Source organism: Neobacillus niacini, assembly GCF_031456445.1.
Lineage (GTDB): Bacteria > Bacillota > Bacilli > Bacillales > Cytobacillaceae > Neobacillus > Neobacillus niacini_I.
Map to the genome: position 1 here is coordinate 18,859 of NZ_JAVDUQ010000009.1, position 25,053 is coordinate 43,911.

21 protein-coding genes, 2 tRNA genes, 3 other RNA genes and 4 pseudogenes are annotated in these 25,053 nt (G+C 36.7%); 3 read left to right on the plus strand and 27 right to left on the minus strand.

The genetic code is table 11. The features are described from left to right. Positions 1-585: 585 nt before the first annotated feature. The 8 genes from J2Y67_RS10095 to J2Y67_RS10130 all read right to left on the minus strand — a co-directional run bounded on the left by J2Y67_RS10095 (position 586) and on the right by J2Y67_RS10130 (position 5,960). Positions 586-1,110 carry a GNAT family N-acetyltransferase gene (locus tag J2Y67_RS10095; RefSeq protein WP_310173705.1) on the minus strand — a complete coding sequence of 175 codons (525 nt, stop codon included), beginning with the start codon at positions 1,108-1,110 and terminating at the stop codon, positions 586-588. Positions 1,111-1,182: 72 nt separating this feature from the next. After that, the gene (locus J2Y67_RS10100; RefSeq protein ID WP_310173480.1) at positions 1,183-3,738 is read right to left on the minus strand and encodes a phosphoenolpyruvate synthase; all 2,556 of its coding nucleotides are present in this window, start codon (positions 3,736-3,738) and stop codon (positions 1,183-1,185) included. A gap of 176 nt (positions 3,739-3,914) precedes the next feature. Next, positions 3,915-4,490, minus strand: a complete 576-nt coding sequence (locus J2Y67_RS10105) for a TetR/AcrR family transcriptional regulator (protein WP_310173482.1) — start codon at positions 4,488-4,490, stop codon at positions 3,915-3,917. Between the two features lie 197 nt (positions 4,491-4,687). Further along, positions 4,688-5,038 carry a VOC family protein gene (locus tag J2Y67_RS10110; protein WP_310173484.1) on the minus strand — a complete coding sequence of 117 codons (351 nt, stop codon included), beginning with the start codon at positions 5,036-5,038 and terminating at the stop codon, positions 4,688-4,690. Between the two features lie 270 nt (positions 5,039-5,308). After that, positions 5,309-5,391, minus strand: an RNA gene (gene ffs, locus J2Y67_RS10115) — signal recognition particle sRNA small type. Position 5,392: 1 nt separating this feature from the next. Then, a tRNA-Asn gene (locus J2Y67_RS10120) sits at positions 5,393-5,464 on the minus strand. Between the two features lie 34 nt (positions 5,465-5,498). After that, positions 5,499-5,860: a transfer-messenger RNA gene (gene ssrA / locus J2Y67_RS10125) on the minus strand. Positions 5,861-5,869: 9 nt separating this feature from the next. Beyond that, a tRNA-Ser gene (locus J2Y67_RS10130) sits at positions 5,870-5,960 on the minus strand. A 321-nt stretch (positions 5,961-6,281) separates the two neighbouring features. Here J2Y67_RS10130 and rnpB point away from each other — a divergent pair. Beyond that, positions 6,282-6,665: RNase P RNA component class B (gene rnpB / locus J2Y67_RS10135), an RNA gene on the plus strand. A 342-nt stretch (positions 6,666-7,007) separates the two neighbouring features. Here rnpB and J2Y67_RS10140 read toward each other — a convergent pair. The 3 genes and pseudogenes from J2Y67_RS10140 to J2Y67_RS10150 form a co-directional block, all read right to left on the minus strand. Then, entirely contained in the window at positions 7,008-7,631 is a 624-nt protein-coding gene (locus J2Y67_RS10140; protein WP_310173486.1) for a class I SAM-dependent methyltransferase, read from the minus strand. A gap of 67 nt (positions 7,632-7,698) precedes the next feature. Continuing rightward, positions 7,699-7,809: pseudogene (locus tag J2Y67_RS10145) on the minus strand (IS1595 family transposase); the annotation flags it as partial. Positions 7,810-7,957: 148 nt separating this feature from the next. After that, positions 7,958-8,188, minus strand: a complete 231-nt coding sequence (locus tag J2Y67_RS10150; protein ID WP_310173488.1) for a hypothetical protein — start codon at positions 8,186-8,188, stop codon at positions 7,958-7,960. Between the two features lie 572 nt (positions 8,189-8,760). Here J2Y67_RS10150 and J2Y67_RS10160 point away from each other — a divergent pair. After that, on the plus strand, positions 8,761-9,858 hold the full coding sequence (locus tag J2Y67_RS10160) for a type II asparaginase (protein WP_310173707.1): 1,098 nt from the start codon (positions 8,761-8,763) through the stop codon (positions 9,856-9,858). A 242-nt stretch (positions 9,859-10,100) separates the two neighbouring features. Here J2Y67_RS10160 and J2Y67_RS10165 read toward each other — a convergent pair whose 3' ends face one another. The 10 genes and pseudogenes from J2Y67_RS10165 to J2Y67_RS10210 all read right to left on the minus strand — a co-directional run bounded on the left by J2Y67_RS10165 (position 10,101) and on the right by J2Y67_RS10210 (position 17,792). Beyond that, complete coding sequence (locus J2Y67_RS10165; RefSeq protein WP_310173490.1) at positions 10,101-10,331, minus strand: YetF domain-containing protein; 231 nt, start codon at positions 10,329-10,331, stop codon at positions 10,101-10,103. Beyond that, entirely contained in the window at positions 10,328-10,585 is a 258-nt protein-coding gene (locus J2Y67_RS10170; protein WP_310173492.1) for a YetF domain-containing protein, read from the minus strand. The genes J2Y67_RS10165 and J2Y67_RS10170 overlap by 4 nt, the downstream gene beginning before the upstream one ends. A 9-nt stretch (positions 10,586-10,594) precedes the next feature. Then, positions 10,595-11,092 carry a DinB family protein gene (locus J2Y67_RS10175; protein ID WP_310173494.1) on the minus strand — a complete coding sequence of 166 codons (498 nt, stop codon included), beginning with the start codon at positions 11,090-11,092 and terminating at the stop codon, positions 10,595-10,597. A 270-nt stretch (positions 11,093-11,362) separates the two neighbouring features. Next, a complete protein-coding gene (locus J2Y67_RS10180) occupies positions 11,363-11,956 on the minus strand; it encodes a dienelactone hydrolase family protein (RefSeq protein ID WP_310173496.1) in 594 nt (197 codons plus the stop codon). A gap of 56 nt (positions 11,957-12,012) precedes the next feature. After that, positions 12,013-12,471: a 2-thiouracil desulfurase family protein gene (locus tag J2Y67_RS10185; RefSeq protein ID WP_310173498.1), complete on the minus strand. Its 459-nt coding sequence runs from the start codon at positions 12,469-12,471 to the stop codon at positions 12,013-12,015. A 156-nt stretch (positions 12,472-12,627) separates the two neighbouring features. Further along, positions 12,628-12,795: pseudogene (locus J2Y67_RS10190) on the minus strand (GNAT family N-acetyltransferase); the annotation flags it as partial. A 366-nt stretch (positions 12,796-13,161) separates the two neighbouring features. Continuing rightward, positions 13,162-13,347 carry a hypothetical protein gene (locus J2Y67_RS10195; RefSeq protein ID WP_310173499.1) on the minus strand — a complete coding sequence of 62 codons (186 nt, stop codon included), beginning with the start codon at positions 13,345-13,347 and terminating at the stop codon, positions 13,162-13,164. 1,113 nt (positions 13,348-14,460) lie between these two features. Further along, positions 14,461-14,703 (minus strand): annotated as a pseudogene (locus J2Y67_RS10200) (spore germination protein); the annotation flags it as partial. Between the two features lie 575 nt (positions 14,704-15,278). Beyond that, positions 15,279-16,502 carry an NADP-dependent malic enzyme gene (gene ystJ / locus J2Y67_RS10205; protein WP_310173505.1) on the minus strand — a complete coding sequence of 408 codons (1,224 nt, stop codon included), beginning with the start codon at positions 16,500-16,502 and terminating at the stop codon, positions 15,279-15,281. Between the two features lie 279 nt (positions 16,503-16,781). After that, entirely contained in the window at positions 16,782-17,792 is a 1,011-nt protein-coding gene (locus J2Y67_RS10210; protein ID WP_310173506.1) for an asparaginase, read from the minus strand. A gap of 992 nt (positions 17,793-18,784) precedes the next feature. Here J2Y67_RS10210 and J2Y67_RS10215 point away from each other — a divergent pair. Then, positions 18,785-20,419: an APC family permease gene (locus J2Y67_RS10215; protein WP_310173508.1), complete on the plus strand. Its 1,635-nt coding sequence runs from the start codon at positions 18,785-18,787 to the stop codon at positions 20,417-20,419. A 311-nt stretch (positions 20,420-20,730) separates the two neighbouring features. On the opposite strand, the pseudogene J2Y67_RS10220 reads toward J2Y67_RS10215, so the two are convergent. From J2Y67_RS10220 to J2Y67_RS10240, 6 genes and pseudogenes are all read right to left on the minus strand, one after another. Further along, positions 20,731-20,820, minus strand: a pseudogene (locus J2Y67_RS10220) (HU family DNA-binding protein); the annotation flags it as partial. A 649-nt stretch (positions 20,821-21,469) separates the two neighbouring features. Next, complete coding sequence (locus J2Y67_RS10225) at positions 21,470-21,862, minus strand: DUF6173 family protein (protein WP_310173510.1); 393 nt, start codon at positions 21,860-21,862, stop codon at positions 21,470-21,472. A gap of 1,440 nt (positions 21,863-23,302) precedes the next feature. Further along, positions 23,303-23,566, minus strand: coding sequence for a hypothetical protein (locus J2Y67_RS10230; protein ID WP_310173512.1), 264 nt, complete (start codon positions 23,564-23,566; stop codon positions 23,303-23,305). A 485-nt stretch (positions 23,567-24,051) separates the two neighbouring features. Then, positions 24,052-24,135, minus strand: coding sequence for a putative holin-like toxin (locus J2Y67_RS27955; protein WP_369689624.1), 84 nt, complete (start codon positions 24,133-24,135; stop codon positions 24,052-24,054). Beyond that, positions 24,132-24,551, minus strand: a complete 420-nt coding sequence (locus J2Y67_RS10235) for a hypothetical protein (RefSeq protein WP_310173515.1) — start codon at positions 24,549-24,551, stop codon at positions 24,132-24,134. The genes J2Y67_RS27955 and J2Y67_RS10235 overlap by 4 nt, the downstream gene beginning before the upstream one ends. A 29-nt stretch (positions 24,552-24,580) precedes the next feature. Next, a complete protein-coding gene (locus tag J2Y67_RS10240) occupies positions 24,581-24,979 on the minus strand; it encodes a DNA/RNA non-specific endonuclease (protein WP_310173516.1) in 399 nt (132 codons plus the stop codon). Positions 24,980-25,053: the final 74 nt, after the last annotated feature.

The following is a 25,053-nucleotide window of genomic DNA, read 5'->3' on the forward strand; positions in this document are numbered from 1 at the left end:
TAATCCTTGAGGGAATATGAGTAGAAAAAAATAAACAGGCCACTTAGTGTATTTTATTACCATCAAGTGGCCTGTTTTAACAAAATGTTGGCCAAATTCCTCAAGCTGATATTTTGAAGTAATCCCAAAATGAAAATTTATATCTCTACAGTATTTATGAGAATTCAGCTCATTTTTTACGTTTTGGGGAACAAGGAATTTCTTACCTTGATGGGCATGGGGTAGCGTCAGGAAACCGCATTTACAACGGTAAAGAAATTATTATATTAAAAACCCCAATTTCTCAGTATTAATTAAGAATTGAACTTTTCGTTAACCTGATTACGGCCATAAGAATGTACCACTTCTGCCATGTTTTTTACCGCCGATTGTCACAAGATTTACCACTTGTTTCCAACACGTTAGCCAATGGAGTAATGTCAAGAAACGCGGATTTACAACGTTAAGGATTTTGAGAGATAAAAAATGTCTAATTCCTCTGCATTTTTACCAGGAATTAGACTAATGATCTTCAACAATCGCGCCCTATTGTTGAAGGTCATTGCTGAGTATTGTTGAAGAAAAGTACCTGTTGAAGAAGAAAAATTAAAATGTATTCCTAATATCATCCCAACCATATACAAGTTCGGATAGTTTCTTTTCTCCAATCTCCACTTCAACAGTATCTATTTTTCTACCTCCAAGTGATTCATAAAACTGACGAAAAATATTATCTTTCAAGACAAGAACAAGCATAGAGTTTAATCCCATTCCTTTAAATTCATCTATGATTGGTTTAACAAGGGCTGTTCCAATACCTTTACATTGATATTCTTTTAAAATATATATGGCGTATAACTCCCCATCGTACCCATTATATTTACCGCTTCTTTCCTTACCGCCTTTTGAAAAGCCAACTATTATTCCCTCATTGCTTTCTGCTACATAAACACCTCCATATGGAATGGCATTGGTCCACATTTGTTCGCGGCATTTATACGAAAGATTATTTAAATATTCATCTGGAACTATGTTGACATATGTTGTTTTCCAACTGTCGACGTGTACTTTAGCTATTCCTTTCGCATCGGTTAAAACTGCTTTTCTAACTTTAATGAACCCGTTATCCATTTGTTTCATCTTCTCCATATACTAAATTATACCAATTAAAACATCTTACTTTTTAAAACCGAAATGCAATCTTCAATCGTAGTTCTGATTGCCAGGTTCCCTCAGGATTTGTACGTAACCTTGAGTTCCATCTACTTTGATATAAGCACCATTTTTGATTATTTCCGTGGCACGATCGATACCGACCACCGCTGGAATACCATATTCACGTGCTACGACGGCTCCGTGTGTCATCATGCCACCTACCTCCATGACCAGCGCCTTTGCGGAGTGGAACAGTGGTGTCCAACCGGGATCAGTAAAGGGCGCAATCATGATTTCTCCTGCATTCAATGTTGCATCCTCTGGTCGAAGAACTACCCTCGCGTATCCTTCCATAATACCAGATGAGACAGGAGTACCAATTAAGGCACCTTCAGGTACATCCACTTCACGGCGTTTGCCTGAAATGATTTCGCCATCGCTTGTCATCACCCTTGGCGGTGTTCGTTTTTGGTTTAGATTATATTGATTCTTTCGTTCTTCTATCAATTCTCCAACATTTCCTTTAAACTCATTAGTTGTTAACTCATGCAATTCATTTATAGAAAGATAGAATGCATCGGACTCTTCACTTAATACACCATTTTTCACAAGCTCACTCGCTTCAAGTAAAATGGCCCGTTTGTAAATATCCAGATACTGAACTAAAAGATATTTATGATGCTCCCGCAATCCGCCCAAACCACGATAGACTTTTATAAATCGTGACAAAATTTTTGATTTCAGCTTGCCTTTATGTTTGCGGACTTGCTCAATGATTTCCATTGCAGCCTCTTCCGCTTCTTTTGCCCCTTGATTGAATTTCTCTCGATGTTCACCAGCCTCCACCGTCCTCAGATGACTCATAATCGGAGGAATCAATGTAGTCGGCACCTCACGCCAACGGGGTCTGGTAATGTCAATTTCCCCAGGACATCGCATCCCGAATTTTTTCATAAAACGATCAAGCTCTTGATGAAAAGAACGACCACCAGGCACTTCATCAAGACCCTCATAAAAATTCTCGTCCGTCCTTGACTGTAAATGGGCTGCCAGTTGTGGATGCCGGCGAACAAGATCAGCTAAATCCCCGATCATCAACCCAAGTTCACTGGTGACATTTCCCGCCATTGACCTTTCCAATCGATGAATGAGTTCGTTATTTTTTAACCATTTATCTAACACCCTCTTGATCATCGTTGAAGCAATCACACTTGAAACCCAATATGGCACAATTTTAAATACAGCATTTGGAAGTAATTTGCGTAAATCCTGCCTAACTGCTTCTATCCTATTTTCTTTTGAGGTATTCAAAATTTTTTCTTTGCCTATTTGAACTGATTTTTCTAGGAAATCTGTAGCTATTTTTCTCCCCTGTACAGGATCCGCAAACAGCAAATTTCTGATGATGGTCATAATCACTTGCCAGGCAAATGATGCGATTTTCCAAATGGGAACCCGTTTTTTAAAAGGAATTTCTTTTCCATAACGTTCCATTACTTCTTTCAGGCCAGCGCCGATTTGCTCATCCATGTGATCCAATACAAGCGGAATTCTTTTACGCAATGGTTTGATTGAAAAAACCGGTATCATATCTGCAAAGATTCTTCCGCCAGCCTGGCAAGCAATGGGAATGATGGTCTCGAAGATGGATATCCCTAAAGGTTTAATCGCTTCGGTCATCATTTGAATATGCCCCACCGACACTAGAACGTGAAGCTGGTTATCTGAAAAGATGGGAACTGGGTATAAGGATGTGATTGGTCTGCTCTGAACGATATAAAATTTTCCATTCGCAAAGCACCACTCAATATCTTGTTCCACGCCATAATGGGACTCAATCTTTCTTCCCAGTTTTACTAATTCAACAATTCTGTCATCAGACAATGCTTGTGCTTTTTGTTCTTCTGGTGGCAATTCTTTTGTGACGGTTCCCCCTTCTGGTATAGAGTAGATGGCAATTTTTTTCTCGGAGATTTTCTTTCGGATGATTTGACCTCCTTGGACTTGATATAAATCCGCCGACACCAGCCCGGATACTAAAGCTTCTCCCAAACCAAAACTGGCATCTATGGAAGCGATTTTTCGATTCCCTGATATAGGATCCGCTGTGAACAGGATGCCCGAAACATCCGGAAAAACCATTTCCTGAACAACCACAGACAAAAATACTTGACGATGGTCAAATCCATTTTTAGCTCGATAAGAGATCGCCCGATCAGTGAACAAGGACGCCCAACATTTCCTAACGGAATCAAGGAGTTGCTTTTGGCCACACACGTTTAGATATGTTTCTTGTTGACCTGCAAACGAAGCATTCGGTAAATCTTCTGCTGTTGCACTGGATCGAACCGCATAAGCTTTATCCTTTCCCGTATCATTCCACGCCTCTACTATTGTTATCTCTATCTCCTTTGGAATCGATAAATGTTCTAAATGATTGCGTATTTGTTGACCTAATAAACGAATTTCTTTTAAATTGTCAGGTTGGATGTGGTCAAGTTGGTCAAAGAATCTATTCATCTCTTGACTATTTTGAACAAATGTTTGAAACGCCATAGTGGTTACACAAAACCCTTGTGGAACAAGGAATCCTGCTTTCGTCATTTCCCAAGGTTCGCCCCTTTGCCTCCGACAAGCGGCAATGATGATTGATTGATTTCGTTGAAATACAAAACGAAATGATTCATTTTTTTCACCCTTTCGGTACGAATACCCACGGAACTCGTTTGTATTTTCAAGTTTTGAAAAAAATTAAGTGTTTAAAGGCTTACTGATTCATATTACTTATGAGGAACTTGTGTAATTCCTTTAATAAAAATGTCAATCAGTGCGCCAAGTGCTTCACTTGCGGTGAAGCCATGTCGTGATAGTGTATCTGGTCTGATCAGAGATTGTACGGTTTCCAAAAAAATCACTGTTGCCAAACGTGCATCTACATCCGTTGCCGCTCCCATCTTTTGAGCTTCTTTAATGGAAGATTCAATTTGCAAAATTCTTTGGGCACGAAATTCCTCTACCTTTTGCCATAAATCTGGCAAAAGCTTTTGTATATCTTCCAAGAAGAGAGGATGCAAACGAGCGACTTCAGTCTTGACTTGCTCCAATGAAGCACAAAGTTCAGCGATTGGATGATCATCATCTTGCTTGAGTGTGTCAAATTGCACAGATATTCGTCTGAAGACGGTCTCAATGACAGATGTTGCAATTTCCTCTTTTCCTGAGAAGTATTGATAAATGGTTTTTTTACTCATGCCCAATTTCTCAGCGATGTCGCTAATCGTCACACTCTTATAGCCCCGTTTATTAAAGAGTTCATCAGCAGCCTGGATGATTCGGTTTCGATTGAGATCCTCCATCATATCCTCCGATTCGTATACATTTTATACCGCGGAAACTATAAATGGATTTTTAGTTTCCTATCTCCAGTTTACTCCTATGATGCTTAGAGTTGTAAGGGGACTTGCGTAATAGTCAAGGCGCATTTTTCAGTTGAAAAATACAGAGTTTTAATTCTTGGGACATCCCGCAAGTCAGGGTGTAGATAAATGCTCTTTTAAAGGCTTTCAAAAGATAGTACCTCAACAGTAAATCCACCCGGTGCTTGAACATAAAATGTCCACCCGTGTGCTCTTTGTGGGGGTTTTACATCAAAGCCATCATCCTTCAAACGTTGATAAATCTTGTTCACCTGATCATCGCTAGGTTGGATAAAACCTATATGAAAGGTCTTTGGATAGTTGGCTTGAATGCCTTTCATCAAGGAGAGAACTAACCCATTATCGTCATGCAGTAATGCAAACGAATCACTACGAGTATGCTTTATTTGCAGATTAAAATATTTCTCCAAGAACTCTTTAGCCAATTTTACATCGGTCACCGTAAGATTGAGATGGTTTAGTTTCATAAGTTTCCCCTTCCTTTTATTAAATAATGTTTTGCTATCGATTTTTCCACAAATGTTTATGTAGAAACCATTCCTTTCATGCACAAATCTTCACTTTTCATGTTCAATAATAACCTCTTTGATCCCTTACTTTAATTTCTATTTAGGAAATAAAGGTCTTTTATATTTAGTTTTTCCTCGGAAGGATCCCACTTCTGTTTGATTTTGTTAGACAAAAAATAAAACGCCAAACTCGAATTGTTTGAGTTTAGCGTTTTTGCTTTTTGTTCTATGTAATAGCCCACACAATTTCACTAATGATGGCTGCTGCGTTCCCGCCCTGACCCGTTCTTAGTGTCCTTGTTGGACAAAACTTTTCGCAGGTAGGACTCGAACCTACGACCGATCGGTTAACAGCCGATCGCTCTACCACTGAGCTACTGCGGAAAAATGCTATGTTATTTGCTATCGCAAAAAAATCTAGTGGAAATGACGGGGGTCGAACCCGTGTGCAAAGATCATGACACTTATACCTCTACGAGTGTAGTCAGTAAAATTAGTTATCGCTCACTTCTTTAGCCTACTGACAGGCATGGAAGCAGCTAGTCTGGTTAATCTCTTCCTTTTTCCTCAGACGGTGGAATTCGGCGTAGTCCACTAAGAATGAGTCCCTTACCTGCCACATGGACGATGGAAGGAGGAACCGCTAACGACTGTTATTAGGCAGCGAAAGCGAAGTTGTTGTTTGGTTTGCCAGTTATTAGGCTTTATCGTTTTAACGAGGTCGATTCCTCGATTCGCAATATAAGCTCAAACGATCCCTGTCGATACCAAGACATTCCCATAATAGAATGGCAGAGAAGAAGGGATTTGAACCCTCGCGCCGGTTACCCGACCTACACCCTTAGCAGGGGCGCCTCTTCAGCCTCTTGAGTACTTCTCTGTAATAAAACCTTACGCGCAAGTTCCGTTAAGAACTTACAAGAGAAATATATCATGCCCTCCAAATGGAAGATAGCTGTAAATTTTGGTAGTCCAAAAGTCCTAATCATAACATTATGGTTTTCTTTAATAACCTTGCACATTTTTGGGAAAAATAATATAAAACTTTTGTTTTTACGGTAATTATTAAATAAATCTAATATTTGACCTTTGGAAAAAATACCAACTATGTTGGAAACAATGGAATGAACCTACTAAAGATTTATCCTGTTAATCCTGATATAGTATGTATTGTCGCTTCTGAACAAATTGATAAACATGAAATGGTGAGTAGTCGCGGTTCCTTTTACAGGAGCTGAGGAAAGTCCAGGCTCGCACAGTGCTGAGATGCCTGTAGTGTTCGTGCCATTCGCAAGAGTGGGCAGTTGGTCAATACCAACTGACGGCGGTGAAATCATGCTAAGTCCTTCGGGATATGCTGAGAATAACCTGAAAGTGCCACAGTGACGAGGCTTTTCTGGAAACGGAAAAGGTGGAACGGGTAAACCCCACGAGCGAGCAACCCAAATTTAGGTAGGGGCATCATCCTGCGGGAAATGAACCTAACGGATGAATCGATCTTTGGTCGATAGATAGATGACTACTACTTCTTATACAAGGCTTGCTGCCGTTTGCAGTACGGAAGTACAAAACCTGGCTTACAGCCATTTCATGAGTATTTTAACGTTATAGGAGCACAATAATTGCGGGGTGGGCTAGCCTGTGCTATTTACACTTAATAGTCCAGGTTTCATTACTCCCGCAACAAAATACATAAATCTATTTTATGTATGTACTTTTTTGAGATTTATCTCTTTTAAATTTGTCTAAGTTACCTCAGCTCTCCCCTCATCCACATTTTGTGTAATAATCGATTTGATCTTTCTTCCTTTTTCCCATAACAATTAAAAGTCCCTTCTGCTCACCAATCCAATAAACTTTTAAAAATTTTGGAAAAGGAACTCCTATTAATGGACTTCCCTTGTTTGCCTTCTTAAACGGAATATTATTATGTGTTGATTTTATTGAGGATGATCTCTCTGTACATACCATTAAACATTAAAGGTTTATCCTCTTTCACGAATAAAGCTCCTTTGTTTTTCTCGTATAATGTCTCAAAGTTTACACCTATGTCAGTACCTAATAATTTGATTAACGGTCTAGCCACTTTTTTCAAAGGAGAAAGTTCTTTTCCTTTCGGTGAAAACTTATCAAAGATAATCATCTCTCCATTGAGTTTCAAAACTCTTACCATCTCCTTGAAACACTTATCTGCATTAGGAACAACTGATAAAATAAGACTTCCAACCACTAAATCAAAATGATTATCTTTAAAACTCATATCTTGAGCATCCATTTTCAAAAACTGTATAGTAGAACCTTTGAATTTAGCTTTTGCCTTTTCAAGCATTTCGGTAGAGTAGTCTATCGCTGTAATATTTAATTTATTATGATGAATTAGTTCCAAATCAGCTCCTGTTCCTACACCAACGAACAGTATATTTTGATTTTTAATAAACATGTCCTCTTGAAAGATCTTTTTTCGTGCTTCGAGAAATTGTCCTGAATTAAAAAACTTATCATAGACAGGGGACCACAATTTATAGATTAATTCATTCCAGCGATTATCCATTCTTCACCTCATTATCTAAAACACCTTATTCAAAGGAACTACCCTTTAACACAATACCGAGTATGGTTTATTTGGTAAATTCTGATAATCTAAGTTTAACATAGGTCGTTTCCGTTGCAATCATTTTGCTGACAGTCTTATCGTCGTTTCGATGCTTGATATCGTCAAGAAATTTGAAACCAGGTATTTTTAATTGAACAATAGGTCCCCTTTTACAATCATCATTAAAAATGAAAGCCGCGATTCACTTGTTGTATAGCCTTCTATCTTTCCTGCAAATCCCCCTAATAACATATGCTTTTTCCCTGTTTCTGCGTGAACATGTACTACAGAATGTCTTGGTTTAAAAACCGTTGATTCAAATACAGCACGATACTATCGGCAATATCATATCCACGCCAATTATCCGGAGGAATGTCGCAGCGTGCAGCAATTGCCAGAGCCTTGCACCGCTTACTAAATTCTGCTTCAAACATAAAGTTCTGTTGTTTGTTGCTGTAGAAAGTAGTAAGCGGTCTTCCATATTCCACAAATAATGGGGGAGTATTTGTATCCATAAATAATTTCTCTTCCTCTAATTCTTTTAAGTCCCTGCGGATGGTAACCTCAGAAACATTAAAAAATTGACTTAATTCCTGAACAGAAGCTCTTAAGTTCTGTCGAGTTGTCTTGAGATGTTTTTTGTTCTTGGGTTACAGAAGTTAAAGCAGACGAAATTTCGTTTGATGCCTACTTAATCGCTTCCTGGGCGAGGATAGGATCGTAATTTGCTTTTTCAATTGTTTTTGTTAACAATTCCTGGGTAAGTGTTACATTTGCTTTTGCTTGATTTAATTGATTTACATCAATTTGAGGAATGAATCTCTCACCTTTATTTTAATTACTTCTATATCATGACATCGCAATTTATTTTTATAAAAGGAAAAAATTGCCTAACTTAAAATGGAATTTTGGTTTAAAAAGTTTAATGTATGAATCTCCCCCCATGGTGAACAGAATATACTCTATGATGATAATTAAAGGGAAACTCGAAGATGATAAAAAACACTCAGAAATGTCCTTTTTGAATGCATAACAAATTAACAAAGAGGGAGCAACTCGAAAATGTACTTGAAAAAAGTATAGAGGAATCATTTTTTTAATAGCCCTATATGTATTTTCAGAATCTATTACAGCAACCCATAGTTTAGCGAGTAATCGTCCAATTGAAGAGAAAGCTGAGACAACCTCAAAAAATCAAAAGTTAAAAAATGTGAAAATTTTAGCTACGGGGGGAACAATTGCAGGTTCTGCTTCATCTAAAACGGATACTACCGGTTATCAGGCAGGAGTACTTGGTATTGAAACACTCATTAATGCTGTTCCTGAATTAAAGCAAGTAGCCAATGTATGTGGTGAACAGATCGCCAATATCAGAAGTCAAAATATGGATAATAAAATTTTATTAAAGTTGTCGAAACGAATAAATGAATTATTAAAAACGAAAGCGGTTGATGGATTTGTCGTCACGCATGGAACAGATACCTTGGAAGAAACTGCATATTTTCTAAATCTTGTCATAAAAAGTAGCAAACCTGTGGTCATTGTCGGATCAATGAGACCTGCTTCAGCTTTAAGTGCAGATGGTCCTTTAAACTTATATAATGCAGTGAAAATTGCTGCTAGTGAAGAGGCTAAAAACAAAGGGGTTTTAATCTCACTTAATGGTCGAATTGGTTCTGCACGTTATATAACAAAAACAAATACAACGACGACAGATACATTCCAATCTGAGGAACAAGGCTATTTGGGAGCAATTGCAGGAAATAAAATATATTTCTATAATGAACCGACTCGTAAGCATACGACGGAATCCGTTTTTGATATAACAAAACTAGATGAATTGCCTCAAGTGGATATTATTTATGGCTATCAAAATGATAACAGATATTTTTATGATGCGGCTGTAAAAGCCGGGGCAAAAGGAATTATCATTGCAGGGGTAGGAAATGGGTCTATTTCGGATCATGCTCTTGAAGGGGCGAAAGCCGCAGCTAAAAAAGGAGTAATTATTATTCGCTCCAGCCATGTCGGAAATGGTATTGTGACGAGAGAAAAAACGGACGATGAAAATAATTTTGTTACAGCAGACTCACTTAATCCTCAAAAAGCACGCATTTTGGCCATGCTTGCATTAACAAAAACGAATGACCCAAAAGAAATCCAGAGATTTTTTAACGTATATTAATAAGATCCTGTCTTATATTGAAGCGGTCAATCAAGCGCAACCAAGAAATCCTTCTTACTTGAATACTTGTACGACCTCTTTTAAATATTTAATAGGAATATCCTAAACTATTACATTAACGAGATATTATTGTTGGAAAATCCTATTTATTTTTTAAACTGTTTTAAAAATAGATACAATTTCTATTTTTACCAAGGTGAATTGAAAGGCTGGAGTAAATGGGAGGCAAAAAAGAAAGTAAATTAAGCGTTTTGATTGCCTGTGTCAATAATTAAGGAATGATCTTTATCACTGACAGCCGCATAAAAGATGTTGTTAAAATGATAAAATCCTTTGTGCTGCAACTCTTCCAGAAGCCATTTTTCATCCTTATGGATGAATCTTAAATTTTTTTGCTGGATTTTCCCTTCGATAATTACGGCAATCGGCAATCCTTGATAGTCCGTTTCAATGCTTAAGTGTCTAGGATTCAAATTAACAACAGCCGGGTAGGCAATATACTAAGATCTCCATTTGGTTCTAGAATCACATAATCGAGATCCTGTATGTTCGGATATCCTGCAGCTCGAATTGCTGACAGTAGCTCCACAAGAGAAAAGCGTGTTTTTCGTAATTCTTTTTTAGAGATTTTCCCATGCTTGATTAAAATACTCGGATGCGCAAACTGAGCTAAGAAATAATTAAATTCTGATAGTACAAAAAACCGGCAGGCACCGGCTTTTTGCATATGACGATATCAGCTCTTTTGAGGATTCATTGCTTCCCATTCTTCTTTGCTAGGACCATATACGCCAGGAACTTTCAAGTCAGCTTGTCTCATTAGGACAGTCAATTGTCCGCGATGATGAGCCTGATGTTGAATTAGCAGACGGAAAACAGCCTGAAATGGCATTTCCATTCCAAATAAATTTACCATTTTGTTCATTTTTTCATCTGAAACCTGTTCAGAAAATGCTTGTGTTAACCGCTGACTTACTGTTTTGTAGGTCTCACTGATTTCAGCAGCAGATTTCGGTGCCTCTTTTTGAAGATCAGGATCCTCAAATTTCAATCCAACCTGTGATGGAAAGTAGAAAACTGCTCCAGTAATGTGCCAAGCCAGGCTTCCAATGCTGTATAATCCTGGAGAAACCTCCTGATTCAATGATTGATCCGTCATCGAATCTAGCACTTTTTGGGTGACTGCTGCTTCTTGTTTCCATTCGTTTAAGAAATCATTTACTGATGTAAACATTCCATTTCCTCCTTAAATTAGCAAATCCTTCATTTTTTAAACAAGCCTTTCAAATTCATTGTATCATGTCCAGCTAACCATCCGCTTCTCTAAAAGGCTTATTAATCGAAGGATATTTTGATATTTTTTTAAAACCTTATTCAACAATCGTGGCCCCGAAACATAAACAAAAGCACAATTCTTACTGTAGAATCGCGCCCGATTATGGAAGATCATTTAAGTTGTCTTATTGAAGATAAGTACCCGTTGAATAGCAATCCACTTTCTCAATTAATGTTTCTTTAAAAAATTTAGCATTTTATTGAAAGCGTTTTGGGATGATTTTTCATTAAATTTGGTAGAGTATGGGTCGCTAAAACCATGTTGTCCGTTAAATTTATGTATCTCGATATTCTTTTTATCTAGATTAGAAATTAACTCATCCACATTAAAAGATTGTTCCACTTGCGGAAAGAATAAAACTGTAGGACATAGTGGCACTATTTGTTTGTAATTCCTAATTCTCGAACCATAGTATGCCACAACCCCATCAAGACAATCTTCCTCACTACACAACCAAGCAACGGTTGCCCCAACGCTAAATCCAATAATATATATTTTTTGATAATCATTTTTAACATCTAATAATAGTTTCTTTATTTTAAGTACAGCTTCAGAGAACCCTACATTCTCCATAAAATTACGATAGGCAATCTCCTCTTGAGAATAATCAAAAGGTTGTTCTCGTTCTAATAAGTTTGGACAAATAACATCAAAATCCTGTTTTGAAAATATATCACAAAAATTCTTTATATGTTGATTAATGCCATAGATTTCGTGTATTACAATAATCAAATTACCTGACTTCTTCAATATCTGAAGCATTTAATCCCCCTTAAAATAATTCTCTGCTTCATACGGAAACGCAATTAGTTGAAAAACTAAAGAAAGGTGTCAGCAAATTGTTCTTCAGCCATTACTTTTAATCCATTTCTTTTTAGTAAAGCAGAAGTAACTCCCATCCCCTTAATTTTTTTACCAATAAATTCGCCGTTATAAATCTCTGAACTGCCGCAGGATGGACTATCCTCCTTGAGAACCACTATAGTCGCATTTATTTCTTTAGCCTTTTCGAGTGTAGCATATGCTCCTTTAATGTAAAGTTGCGTAACATCTTTTCCTGATTTATCAACTACTTTAGCCTTTCCATCCAGCACATCTTCTCCGTTTCCACCTATTATTTCAGCAGGTTCTCTGGGCGTTGAAAGTCCACCAAGTAATTCCGGACATATTGTAATAGCTTTATTTTCTTCTACTAGTTTATTTACTTTATTATTTAAACTATGCGTACCGTTATATCTCACCTCAAACCCAGCTAAGCACGAACTCACCAATATCATTTGCTAACCCCCTTCAATATTTGTGTAGTCTTTTGGTCTTGTATTAATTCATGTAGGTTAAAAAGTTCTAATTGTCCTTTTTTTGCATATCTTTCTCCATTATAAATCTATTCTTCTTAATGGACTACATTCGACAATAGACCGAAATTGTAATCATCAACTAAATATTATGGACATATCTATAGTGCATCTCCTCCAAATCATATGATCACACCCCTCACCCCAATAATCCTTCAGCAAATAATCAGGCTCTCCAAATTTTTTCTTCCATATCTTCTGTGCATTCGAATATCCACTATCTAAACAAAATTCTTCAATTCCCCTTGGCTGCTGACTTCACGAAACATTAAAGCAACGATCCATTGGTGGTCAATCCAGATCTATTTATAGAATTAGGAGCACCGATCGAACCCGCTTTTAAAACCAGTTTCTTTTCGGCATCACTCATTCGGGTTTCTGTAAGGACGATGAGCTTCTGGATTTAATTAAGCTAATGCTGATATTTTTTTATGCTGCGAATAGGCTCTTCCTCTAGTTGGTGAATACGCTGCGGAGAGACACCTGGAATATTGGAAAACTAGCAACTAAGATCATATTGAATATGGGTGAGAGCTTAATCAGATTGATGTTTCGCCTTTTCAATTTGAATGGCAAAATCCCGAATATCATGGAAGTTAATTTGAATTTTGCTCATTCTAATTCTTTTGCCTTCCCTTTTAATTGATGAATTTCTTTATGTATCTCCGCTAAGAGCTGTTCACCCATATTATAGATTTCACTTCTTAGAAAATTCAACTCCGCAGCCATCTTTTCGTATTCATTTCTTGCATCTCCATGCAATAGATGGGTATCCCTTGCGTGGGCAAAAACGAACATGTTTTTCCCTAGCTCTTGCTGCTGATCACCTGTTTCACATTCGTCCCCTGACGAAAGGAACCTTGTAAGGTATTTAGCCTGCGAAAAACCTTACCATTAAGAAAGTTGATTGGAGTACTGTGAAAAGATTAATACTTGTTTGTAATATCGAGCACAAATAAGTTCCCACACAAATAAATGGGAACTTTTTGTCTTTTAATTAATGATCCTAAGAAGAAATTTTTAAGAAAAACAATATGCGTTACCTTGAGCCCCGTTTCCAAATGAAGTCGTTTCTTATTTTAGACTTCTGAATATATCCAATTACTCATTAATAAGTTAAAATCTTAATAGTCAATAAGGCGACTTCCATGAGGAAAATGAGATTTTCTTAATTATATGTTTCCATTAAATTAAGATTCCTAGATAACGATTAACAGTGGAAAAACAAAAAATCCTTCTACAAACTATTTTTTCTTTTCTTTTAGCTTTAAGTGTCAGAATATTTCGTGTTATTATTAAACTAACAACTTAGTAACTAGCGGAAGTTGGTAGGTTATTTTATTAAAAAGCACGAAAAGGGGGATTGAAATGGATTTTTGCATTTCATGTGGAGAGGAATTATCTATTATGGAGAGGAATCGGACGGAATGCTGGGAGTGTAGAGACACATCAAACACAGAAGCGGAATGATGTATTTAATCTATATATAATCCCCCAATCTGGACTAGGGCCTAACCAAACTGCCGTTTTTGAATAAAAAAGACCAGTTTGGAAAAATTTCGAACACGCTCTCACACTAACACTTTTAACTTTAAATCGAGTCAGTTCCAGCCCCGGACAAATATAAGAATTTAACGAAATCATGTTTATTGAGGATTCTGTCATTAAATCGTTATCTCTTAATAAAAAGGAAGGGCATCCAAATTAATGGATGCCTGATTATACATTGGAAAGCAATGACTAAGGTGAGCTTCTTTTTTGTATTATAATTTACAATCAATCCATTCTGAACTTAATTCAAATCTATCATACTGATTGGTATTGTTTAATCAACAAAAATTTCTCATATTTTTTTATAGAATTGTTTACCAAATCAAAATCAACTAGTAAGAAAACCATTAAGATTTTTTAACCAGGAATCCAACGTTCATAATAATCTTCTGGAGTTTGAAGAAGCATGCTAAATGTAACGGGAACAATCAAAGCAAAAGGTGTACCATCTAATAGGATTGCTACTCGCCCTTCCATTAATGCACCGATGACACGATCCGGCCGTTCCGTACTTTGAACTTGTGGAAAGGGGCTGAGGTCATTATCTTCGATTAGTTGTTCAACATAGCCTGTATCCGAAACATCATCAAGGTCAATTTTCTGGTTGCCTTTTTGTCTAAAATTTGAGGCCTTTATTTAAAGTACAAAAATGAATGGTGTTGTTATGGTAATTTTATAATAAAGTCTCCTTTAAAAAGCAGTGTTAAACTTTCGATATAACTGCTTAATTAAAAGGAAAAATCCCAGTCATTTTATTAAAGAATATCGCCTACTAACGGAACAACTTATAGTCACTCAACAGTTACTTAATTGATCTTTCAATTTAGATATTCCACGATAAAAACACCCCTTTAGACCATATCCAAAGGGGTAAAACGGGACGATTTTTATTTTAAAATAATCGTGATAATCATAAATCCCGAAAAATTTGCGCCATTGTTATTTGGCATCATTCGTTTAGTTTTTCATCTTACAATTCGATTGCTTGGGCAGTATTCAGCATTTCTCAAAAAGTTTTAATAGATCATCTAACTGCATTGACTATAGAATGACCATTGAATCATTAAATAGTCGGAAACTCGTCCCATATCTTATCATCCGCTTACTTTCCTTCTTCTTACCAACCTTGTAAACTGATATGTAGAGGGTGAAGTTAAACCATTTTTTATTTAATTTACTTATACTAGTGCTAATAAATTGTTTTTGATCTTATCTACATTTACATTTTTTTGTGCAACACCGGTTTCTATCGCAGTTTTAGCAACAGCCGCTGCTACATAGGCAGCTACCCGACGATCAAATGGATCAGGGATCACATACTCAGGATGGAGGTCTTTCTCTGAGATCAATTGTGCAATTGCATAAACAGCCGCTAGCTTCATTTCTTCATTGATTTCTTTTGCGTGAACATCTAACGCACCTCGAAACATTCCAGGGAACGCAAGTACATTATTGACCTGATTGGGGAAATCAGAACGTCCTGTCCCAATGACTAGCGCTCCGGCTTCTATTGCATCTTCCGGCATGATTTCCGGTACTGGATTAGCCATGGCAAAAATAATTGGACGATGGTTCATGGAACGAACCATTTCTTTCGTTACGGCACCTGCGGCTGATACACCAACAAAGACATCCGCTCCTGCAAGAGCATCCGCCAGTGTCCCATGCTTTTGTTCTTTATTCGTGATACGGGCCAATTCCTCTTTGAACGGATTCATTCCGACAGAGCGTCCTTCATAGATGATCCCTTTAGTGTCACATAAGATGACATCTTTTACCCCCATTTGCAGCAAGAGCTTCACAATCGCTACACCTGCAGCTCCGGCACCGTTTGCCACCACACGAATATCCGCAATTTTTTTGTTAGCCAATTTTAGAGCGTTGATTAACCCTGCAGCCGTTACGATTGCTGTCCCGTGTTGGTCATCATGGAAAATAGGAATATTGCAAGCTTTTCGTAAGCGATCTTCAATTTCAAAACATTGCGGTGCTGCGATATCTTCTAAGTTGATTCCTCCAAAAGTTGGCTCCAATAATTTAACAACTTCTACAATTTTATCCGGATCATTGGTATCTAAACAAATTGGGAATGCATCCACATCTGCAAATGATTTGAATAACAATGCTTTCCCTTCCATAACCGGCATGGCAGCCTTCGGGCCAATATTCCCAAGACCGAGCACGGCTGTTCCATCTGAAACAACGGCAACAAGATTCCCCTTCATCGTGTAATCATATACTTTGCTTTCATCTTCATAAATGTCTATGCAGGGTTCTGCAACACCAGGCGAATAAGCAAGGCTTAAATCTCTCGCATCTCGTACTGGAATTTTCGAGTGGACGGCCAGCTTCCCTTGCTTTTCCTTGTGCAACTTTAAGGCTTCTTCACGTAAATTTGACATAAAATTTCTCTCCCTTTCATGAATGCGTTCTTTTGATGTTGACTTGTTTCCTCTTTTATTTTTTCTCTACAATACGTCTGACTTCTTAGTTGAAAAAAGAAATCAAACTGGACCCCATATATGCCGTTTGATTTCAATGGTATGGTTACGGGTTCTACTACTGTTTTCTTTTCTTACATCCGATTTGATGTAATTTTAATGGATCTAAGGAACCCTCAGAGGAATATACCGATTGGAATTGTTGCTTCGTTAGTTATTTTGGAGACAGTTCCTGTGTCACTATCTACCGTCCTCTTTATCGGATATAATCGTTAAGTCTCCTGCCAATGGTGTTTCAATGATCTCCTTGACCTGTTCCAGAGAATCAGTTTGTCCAAGCGCCCACATTAATTTGGCAACGATTGCTTCTGTATTCATATCCCCGGATAAAATAACCTGATGGTGCGCGACCATACGGCCCACTTCATAAAGAAACAGATTTTCTCCTTCTTCTAAGCATTGAGTGGTGATAACGATCGCAATACCCTTTTCTGTAAGCTCTTGTATTTTTGAAAGCAAGTTCCTTCCTTCAAAAGGCAAGCCACCGTTTCCAAAGCTTTCTATAATAATTCCTTTATATAAATCTTTTAGACTATCAAAGATTTCTGGCTTTGTACCAGGATACAATTTCATGAGAAAAACATCTGTACACAAATTAGTATTCAAAGAAAGTTTTTTTGCGGTAAACACAGGTTTCCATTGGTACTTAACTTCGTCTTTATTAACGTAAGCTACATACGGATGGTTGATACTCTCAAATGCATCATAGCTTTTTGTCCGCATTTTAATTGCTCTCGTTCCGAGAATCACTCGACCATCAAATACGATAAACACTCCACCAATATCCTCGAGAGCAAACCGAAGGGCATCAACAACATTTCTCTTGGCATCGGTTTTTTTGAAGCTGATTGGAACCTGCGATCCGGTCAGCACGACCGGTTTTTCCAGACCATGAAGCATATAAGAAAGAGCGGAAGATGTATAGGCTAATGTATCCGTTCCATGTGTAATCACAAACCCATCGTAGTCATGATAATGTGTGTAAACCGCATCCGCTATTTTTCCCCATTGCTCAGGCTGCAAATTGGTACTATCAATATTCATTAAGATTTTACCGTCAACTTCCATGTTATTAAATGTTTCTGGTAAGAAATTCAGCAATTCTTCAATAGATAATCCGGGAACCAGTCCTTCATTTCCCTCCACTGAAGCAATTGTTCCACCAGTAGCTAGCAATAATATTTTCTTCATGATCAACATCTCCATATCAAGAGGATAGTTATTTATTACGCGAAACGCGCACCTATACTAAGTATTATAAAACTAAATTTTAAAAAAAATCAATATTTTGTTCGCGTATCGCGTCTTTTTTCTAGTCAGCCCATTATCCCGTGTTCTAACGAGTTCAATCTTTTAAAAACGGAGTTTGAGAACATGATGGTACATAAATCCGAATTAAAAATAAGCAAAAATGGTTCTTACAAGATACAGCCGAACAATTTGAGATAACCAAAAGCACCTATGCGGGCATGAATTATAATGGCATGGCGCGGACCCTCGCTCCACTCACTACCACAATTTCCGATTTATTTGATATAACGATTGATGCTTTATTTGGAAGAACAAAAGAGAACCGGGATCTCATCCAGATTACAAGCTTTCAATAGATGGGGACTTTTTGTCAGCTGTTGAAATAATCGATTTAATCTCCTTTTTGAGGGTGAAAAGAATTTTAAGGAAATAGGAGAAAGAACTTCAACTAATACAAAATATGATTTTTTATAGCGGGGCAAGAATGGTAATTTTAAAAAATGGCTGGTTCCATTCAAATCGAACAAGCCATTTTTATTGCTCTTTTTACTAAAATGTTCGCGAATTGAATACAAAATATTGATTTTTTATCAAATTCAGTCTAAAATCCATTATAAAGGTACGCATATCGCGTGTTAATTATACTTTTTATCTTTTTTCGGAGGTTTTACGCAGAATTGTTTTTTATGTAACGCCCTTGCTTTCACAAAAGGAAATAATATCTCTACGTACATATACTACTAATCTGTGAAAAAATTGGGCGATTTTATCAAAAAGTATTTTGAAAACGCTTAAAGTCGTTTTAATCCAGATTATTACACCTTAAACTAAGGAATTACGTTTCTAAACAAATCGATATTTTAGTAGAACGGATTTTGAAATGGTGTAATGGTCTTTCTAAATAAATACATAATATGAGAGGAGTAAAACAAATGAACAATTTGCATCGAAGGATGGGGACTTTTTCGTTGACTATGGTAGGGCTTGGATCGATTATTGGATCCGGCTGGTTATTCGGGGCTTGGAGAGCAGCACAAATAGCCGGACCGGCCGCTATTTTCTCTTGGATAATTGGCATGGTTGTCATCACATTTATTGCACTTTCCTATAGTGAGTTAGGAGCCATGTTTCCTGAGGCTGGGGGAATGGTAAAATATACGCAATATTCACACGGTTCATTTGCAGGTTTTCTTGCAGCCTGGGCAAATTGGATTGCAATCGTTTCTGTCATTCCAGTTGAGGCAGTTGCATCCGTTCAATATATGAGTTCTTGGCCATGGAAATGGGCTCAGTGGACACATAGTTTGGTAGTAAACGGAACCCTTACTGGAGGAGGCTTGGCCATTGCTTCTGGATTACTGATCATCTACTTTTTATTAAATTACTGGACAGTTAGTTTGTTTTCAAAAGCTAACTCCTTTATTACTGTCTTTAAAATTATTATTCCTGGGCTTACGATCGGCTCACTTTTATTTGTCGGTTTTCATTCTTCTAATTTTACATCTACTGGAAGTATAGTACCAAATGGTTGGGCTAGTGTTCTTACGGCTGTTGCAACTTCCGGCATTATCTTTGCTTTCAACGGTTTTCAAAGCCCGATTAATATGGCGGGTGAAGCAAAAAATCCTGGGCGCTCAATTCCTAAAGCAGTAATTGGTTCTATTTTAATTGCTACGGTTATCTATGTACTGTTGCAAATTGCTTTTATAGGAGCCGTTAATCCGTCCATGATTGTGAACGGATGGCATCATTTAAATTTCAATTCACCGTTTGCCGACTTGGCCATTGCATTAGGCATAAACTGGTTAGTTATCCTACTATACTCTGATGCTTTTATTTCGCCCTCGGGGACGGGTATGACCTACACGGCAACCACTTCACGAATGATTTATGGGATGGAACAGAACAAATATTTACCAAGTGTATTTGGAAAACTGCATCCTCTTTATGGTGTCCCGCGTCAAGCTATGTTTTTAAATCTTGGGGTATCTTTCTTATTTCTATTCATGTTTAGGGGCTGGGGGGTACTAGCGGAGGTTATTTCGGTTGCAACTTTGATTTCTTATATTACAGGCCCCGTTACGGTTATGTCATTAAGACATACAGGTCCAAACTTGTACCGACCATTACGTCTAAAAGGTTTAAGCATTATTTCACCGCTTGGATTTGTTTTTGCGTCCTTAGTTCTATATTGGGCGAGATGGCCACTGACAGGGGAAGTCTTTTTTATCATTATGATTGGTCTCCCTATTTATTTCTATTACCAAGCAAAAATCAAATGGAAAGGATTCCGTCAAAACTTCCTGGCTGGTCTATGGATGGTTGTTTACCTGCTATGTATGATGGCGATTTCATATTTAGGCAGTGAAAAGTTTGGAGGAATAAACGTAATTCCATTTGGTTGGGATATGGTCTTCATTACATGTATGTCTCTTTTGTTCTATAGCTGGGCAATAAAGTGCGGATTCAAAACAGAGTATTTGGAACAAGGAAAGAAAATAAACGATGATTTGAGATCAAAAGAGAACAAAACGGCACCTCAATTGAATCAGAGCGATGCAATATAATAAACAATTCTAGCAAATTTTATTGTTACCTTGAAATAAAGTTTAATTAAATACACCTCATAAACCCGTATTTTTCGGTAAATATGAAGAATCCATTTTGAAAAAAAGATCGATCAAAATGGATTCTTATCTAGCAGTTTTAACTTATGTTTATAAATAACTAGAATCATTTTCTAACTTTCACCTTAAAATGGAGAAATGAGATTGAGCTTTCCTTTTCTCATTAATAGTGTCCTAAACGACAAAAAAGCTCTAGGGATAATCCTTAGAGCTATTCTATATTATACTATGCCTACTTATTTAACAGCTTCTTATAATTCCTTACCTGGTTTAAAAGCGGGAACTTTAGAAGCAGGGATCTGTAGTTCCTCACCTGTTTGTGGATTACGGCCTGTTCGCGCTTTGCTGAATAGGGGTTTACTTCTTACGCTACTGAGTGCTAGTAAAAAACTAAGGAGCAATTTTTGAAGTTCTATTGCATTTTTCAATATTCCGCAATCGGGCACTTTTCTATAGTAACGAAAGAGTCTAATTTCCTAATTAATCCTGATAAATCAAGCTTTTTAATATTATAATTTCCTTACCGTAGTAAATCAGTTTCCTAACGCTACCCCAATAGCAGCATTTAGTGAACTAGATCGAAAAATGATTAAGGAGAAGCAGCGTTCAGGGATGAATCATACCATAAAAATTTGATACCATCCTATTTGGAAAAGAGCATAAAACAACAGTAAGCAACCTCGTCAATCCGTACTGGAATGATAAGGTCGCTTACACTATTTTTTCATCCAATTATAACAAGCCCTTTCATTTATTTTATCATGTATTCGGAACAGAGAGGTTAGTAGAAAAAGCGCCTCCTTAAGCAGTATTGTGACTCTTGGATACCTAACGTATCAATTAATCGTCTGATTTCGCCTTACCTACTTCATTGGAATCACCTTCTTGTTTGGAATTTCAGATTATATGCAACCAAATAGTAAATGGATGCCTGACAAGGGCGCCTCTTCAATAATAAGGTGGTGTAATCGTAAGTTTCATTCACCATCTTTATAGAATTTTAGATCCCCCCTCACAAGTATCTTCAATTTTAAAACCTATTCTTCTTGCTGGTGCGTCTTCATTAAGTTTTGGAAGAGCCATCAATAAAAAGCTGATTTGGTCTACATTCTGAATTAGTTTGACTTTTGATCCATTGGGTAATCTTCCGATAAAAGCAATTAAACTAGGATTGTAATAACTCAAATCTTCAATATGAAATTGAACAGTTTGACCAAATGAAATTAGCCTAACACCAACCTCTTCATCATGATTAAGGCTAGCTTCGAAATCATTAATCATTTCAATTATTTTTCTATAAAATTCACTTGCATAATTGTTTTCTGCAATTCTTACAGCTGCTGGGTTAAAGGTCATTGGATCGATTTTTTGAATTTGTTCCATTTTTTCTCCCTCCCTTAAATATTCAAAGTTGTTTTTTACTCAAATTTTCTTCTTTGAATGCTTTAAATACTCTCGATTTCCATAGTTAAGATCATATCGTTTTGTTGGTAGGAATCCTACCAGAATTCGAAGGAAATTCTTGAGCTTTTTTCTTTTAGGGAACTTCCGAAACTCAATAATTTTACTCATCATATCCCTCCAGCAAAATGATGATGTAGATTTGAGTCCATTATAATTAGCTAATATTTTTGGTTACAGCCTTCGAAATCTCCTTTTTTAACCATTTTAGTCACCGATGAGATTGCACTAATCTAACTAAGCAAAGCAAACTCATAGGGGCACAGTACCAAACAAAGATAAATCCACCTTGATGATAGAAAGATGCATAGGCTACGGATACCCTAAATAGAACAAAAGATAGCATTAAGTAAATTCCAATACAGTTATGATAAAAACTATACTGATTAAAAGTTTGTTCTCTAATTTTTATTAAAAAATATCATTCATATTTTGAATACTAAAAAGGGGCAGAGTCACTAATGAATGAAGTCTGCCCAAACATATATAGGATTAGGGGAGCAACAATGGGATTTTCAAGATACAGATTTAATCACCCTTAATTTCTAGTTGTATAAAATAATATTTATCCTTGAGTTTTTCTTATAATCGTGTTAGAATAAAAATGGAATTAATTGTATTATTTAACTAACAATGGATATGGGAACATCCATTGTTTACGAAAGGTAATGTCTATATATGCAACATTTTAAATTATTTGCTATTCTTGCAATTTAAAATGTTATATATATTGTTTCTCTCCGATCTGTAACCGCTTTCAAATTTATGTTTCTCAATTATACAAAACAATAAGATTTTACATAAAGGATGATACACGTATTACCAAATAGAAAGACCATCAACGTAAGATAAAACAGAATCTCTATGAATTAATGAATGTTATAAAGAACCAATTTTTGTCTACTGTAATTTTCCTCTATCCTCCTTTTGGCAGATCCATGTATATAATCTACAAGAAAAAAAGTGAACTAAACCTAATTATTTACACGAATCGACATATTTAGACATTAGGTTCTATACAACTTCCTTAATTCTTGTTTATATTTTATAATTTTCTGAATATTTTTGTCAATATACTTTCTGAATTTTGTTTCTTTTTATCGTTTTTTGTTTTAAGAAAAACTTTCTTTAATGTAGGAGTTCTGAGTGCCAGGGGGTAATATCTGGATCCACCCGAACAAAATGCTCCAAGAAAGCTAACTCCCCGGTGTATACCGTGTCTCCTCCATGAATAATAAACAGTGAGTCCAATTCGGCTGCCTTTTTTAATACCAGTTCAAATTCTCCGTTCATTGTAAAACAATGATCATTATCCCCCCCCTCTGCTGTCTCCTAAAAATACAAAATGAAAATTTTTGTGGTTTAATCTTCTGATTCTTTGTTCCAGCAACTTTTGATCCCAATACTTTGGCGACGCTTTTGTCTATTTCTTTGTAATTCGCTTTGTTTCCATGTGTATTTTTGCATATATAACTTAAGCACGTCGTTCATTGACTTTCCATTTCTTTCAACCGCATCTCGAAAATCATCTCTTAACTGTTCTGGAATTTCAATACTTACTCGAACGATTTTTGGATCAATTTTATTTCCTATTCTTTCTTTCATTTTTTTTTGTGTGGCCGACACATTAATTAACCTCCCATCATAGTTATTATCAATACATTCAAAATAACAATTAATAATTATGCAACTTTATAAATAATTATACAAACTTACAAATAGGTATTCAACGGTAAAATAAGTATATTCTTAAACTGCTAGGAAAGCCACGGGGACGGTTCCGGAAAGCCACGGGGACGGTTCCAACGGCATTTTGCGCCATAGGATTTGTCCCCATGGTTTAAGTCTGAAGGTTATGGGATTGTTTCTGAAGAAAGACTTTTTGAAAATAGTCAGTATGAACTGGTCTTATTTAATGAAATTAGAAAAGAGTTTATATTAAAAATAATAGTTTTTTTTGCTATTTACGGTTATACTATATTAAATAGTTGCATAAATTAAAAAAGACCGAACATGGTGGAAACATGTCCGGTCCAGCAATAGACGGTTCCCTCAAAGGGGATCGGCTAGTTGGGAATAATCCACCTGAGCCGGGTAAACTCAAGGGTGGATTATTTTTTATGGTTAAATGACAGAATGGCTACGATTAAACTTGCAAAAGCAATCGTAATCATTAATGTTTCAAATACTGTCATTCAGCATCACCCCCTTTCTGTTTGGGAGTGCGCCGACCACGTTTATATTCTACATGATTTTGATACGCCCTCTCCTTTAAATCAGAAATCCAGGCGTGCACTTTCTTCCAATGCTTAAATAAATCACTGTTCTGATGTCCCTTTTTTGCTTCCTTGGCAAAAAGGACTGACATCACCTGTGCCGGAATTTTTTCTTTGAAACCCATGGCTCGCCGTGCTAGGACCAAGGCAGCGCTCTGATGAACGGAAAGCCCGTATGTTTTTTGATACTTAACCCGTCCAATTAAAGAAGAATAGTCGGCAGGTACCTGTGCGAGGGAGACTTCTTCTTTTATACATTTAGAAATGAGGGTAGTGATTATTTTTCTATATACAAAATTACTGCTCATACGATTAAATTTTGCATTTTTGCTCAAGTCACTTTTAAAATATAAATCTTCAATGGCTATGATTTCAATCCCATACGACTTCTGTCTTTTCCCCCTACATTTGCCTGAGCATATTTATTTCTATCAGCCTTTTTCAATACAAGTTCAGGGGCCTCTACATTTACAATACGTCCAAGTTCATCGGTAGTATATTTGTATTCATCATTAGTTACATACTTTGTATTTGGAAGTAGTTGTTTTTTGCCATTTTCACCTTTTATTATGTGCTTTCCGAAGTCAATTTCTTTTACTTCGTTGACGCTATTACCATCAGCCGTTCCCTTAGAAGTTCCCTTGGACAGTTTGTTTTCGACATCTTTTTTAAAACTAAACTTTTGAATGAGATCATTAACCTGTATCTTTTCTGTAGAAACACTAAGGACCTTTACTCCAGTGGCCGTAGCAAGTTGTTCCACCTTAACCCGAGTAGGTATTTCTACCTTTTCAACTTTTTTTACTAGGTCATCTATCGCGAGCTTTGTTTTTGAAA

Bases quoted from the DNA above. Each gene is read 5' to 3' on its own strand.
- J2Y67_RS10110 (WP_310173484.1), bottom strand. From the start codon at position 5,038: ATGAAACTAAACCATCTCAATCTTACGGTGACCGATGTAAAATTGGCT.
- J2Y67_RS27955 (WP_369689624.1), bottom strand. From the start codon at position 24,135: ATGACAGTATTTGAAACATTAATGATTACGATTGCTTTTGCAAGTTTA.
- J2Y67_RS10100 (WP_310173480.1), bottom strand. From the start codon at position 3,738: ATGACGAAAGCAGGATTCCTTGTTCCACAAGGGTTTTGTGTAACCACT.
- J2Y67_RS10185 (WP_310173498.1), bottom strand. From the start codon at position 12,471: ATGATATTGGTGAGTTCGTGCTTAGCTGGGTTTGAGGTGAGATATAAC.
- J2Y67_RS10225 (WP_310173510.1), bottom strand. From the start codon at position 21,862: ATGGAACAAATTCAAAAAATCGATCCAATGACCTTTAACCCAGCAGCT.
- J2Y67_RS10175 (WP_310173494.1), bottom strand. From the start codon at position 11,092: ATGTTTACATCAGTAAATGATTTCTTAAACGAATGGAAACAAGAAGCA.
- J2Y67_RS10215 (WP_310173508.1), top strand. From the start codon at position 18,785: ATGAACAATTTGCATCGAAGGATGGGGACTTTTTCGTTGACTATGGTA.
- J2Y67_RS10195 (WP_310173499.1), bottom strand. From the start codon at position 13,347: ATGTTCGTTTTTGCCCACGCAAGGGATACCCATCTATTGCATGGAGAT.
- J2Y67_RS10210 (WP_310173506.1), bottom strand. From the start codon at position 17,792: ATGAAGAAAATATTATTGCTAGCTACTGGTGGAACAATTGCTTCAGTG.
- J2Y67_RS10095 (WP_310173705.1), bottom strand. From the start codon at position 1,110: ATGGATAACGGGTTCATTAAAGTTAGAAAAGCAGTTTTAACCGATGCG.
- J2Y67_RS10180 (WP_310173496.1), bottom strand. From the start codon at position 11,956: ATGCTTCAGATATTGAAGAAGTCAGGTAATTTGATTATTGTAATACAC.
- J2Y67_RS10170 (WP_310173492.1), bottom strand. From the start codon at position 10,585: ATGCAAAAAGCCGGTGCCTGCCGGTTTTTTGTACTATCAGAATTTAAT.
- ystJ (WP_310173505.1), bottom strand. From the start codon at position 16,502: ATGTCAAATTTACGTGAAGAAGCCTTAAAGTTGCACAAGGAAAAGCAA.
- J2Y67_RS10150 (WP_310173488.1), bottom strand. From the start codon at position 8,188: ATGGATACAAATACTCCCCCATTATTTGTGGAATATGGAAGACCGCTT.
- J2Y67_RS10105 (WP_310173482.1), bottom strand. From the start codon at position 4,490: ATGGAGGATCTCAATCGAAACCGAATCATCCAGGCTGCTGATGAACTC.
- J2Y67_RS10140 (WP_310173486.1), bottom strand. From the start codon at position 7,631: ATGGATAATCGCTGGAATGAATTAATCTATAAATTGTGGTCCCCTGTC.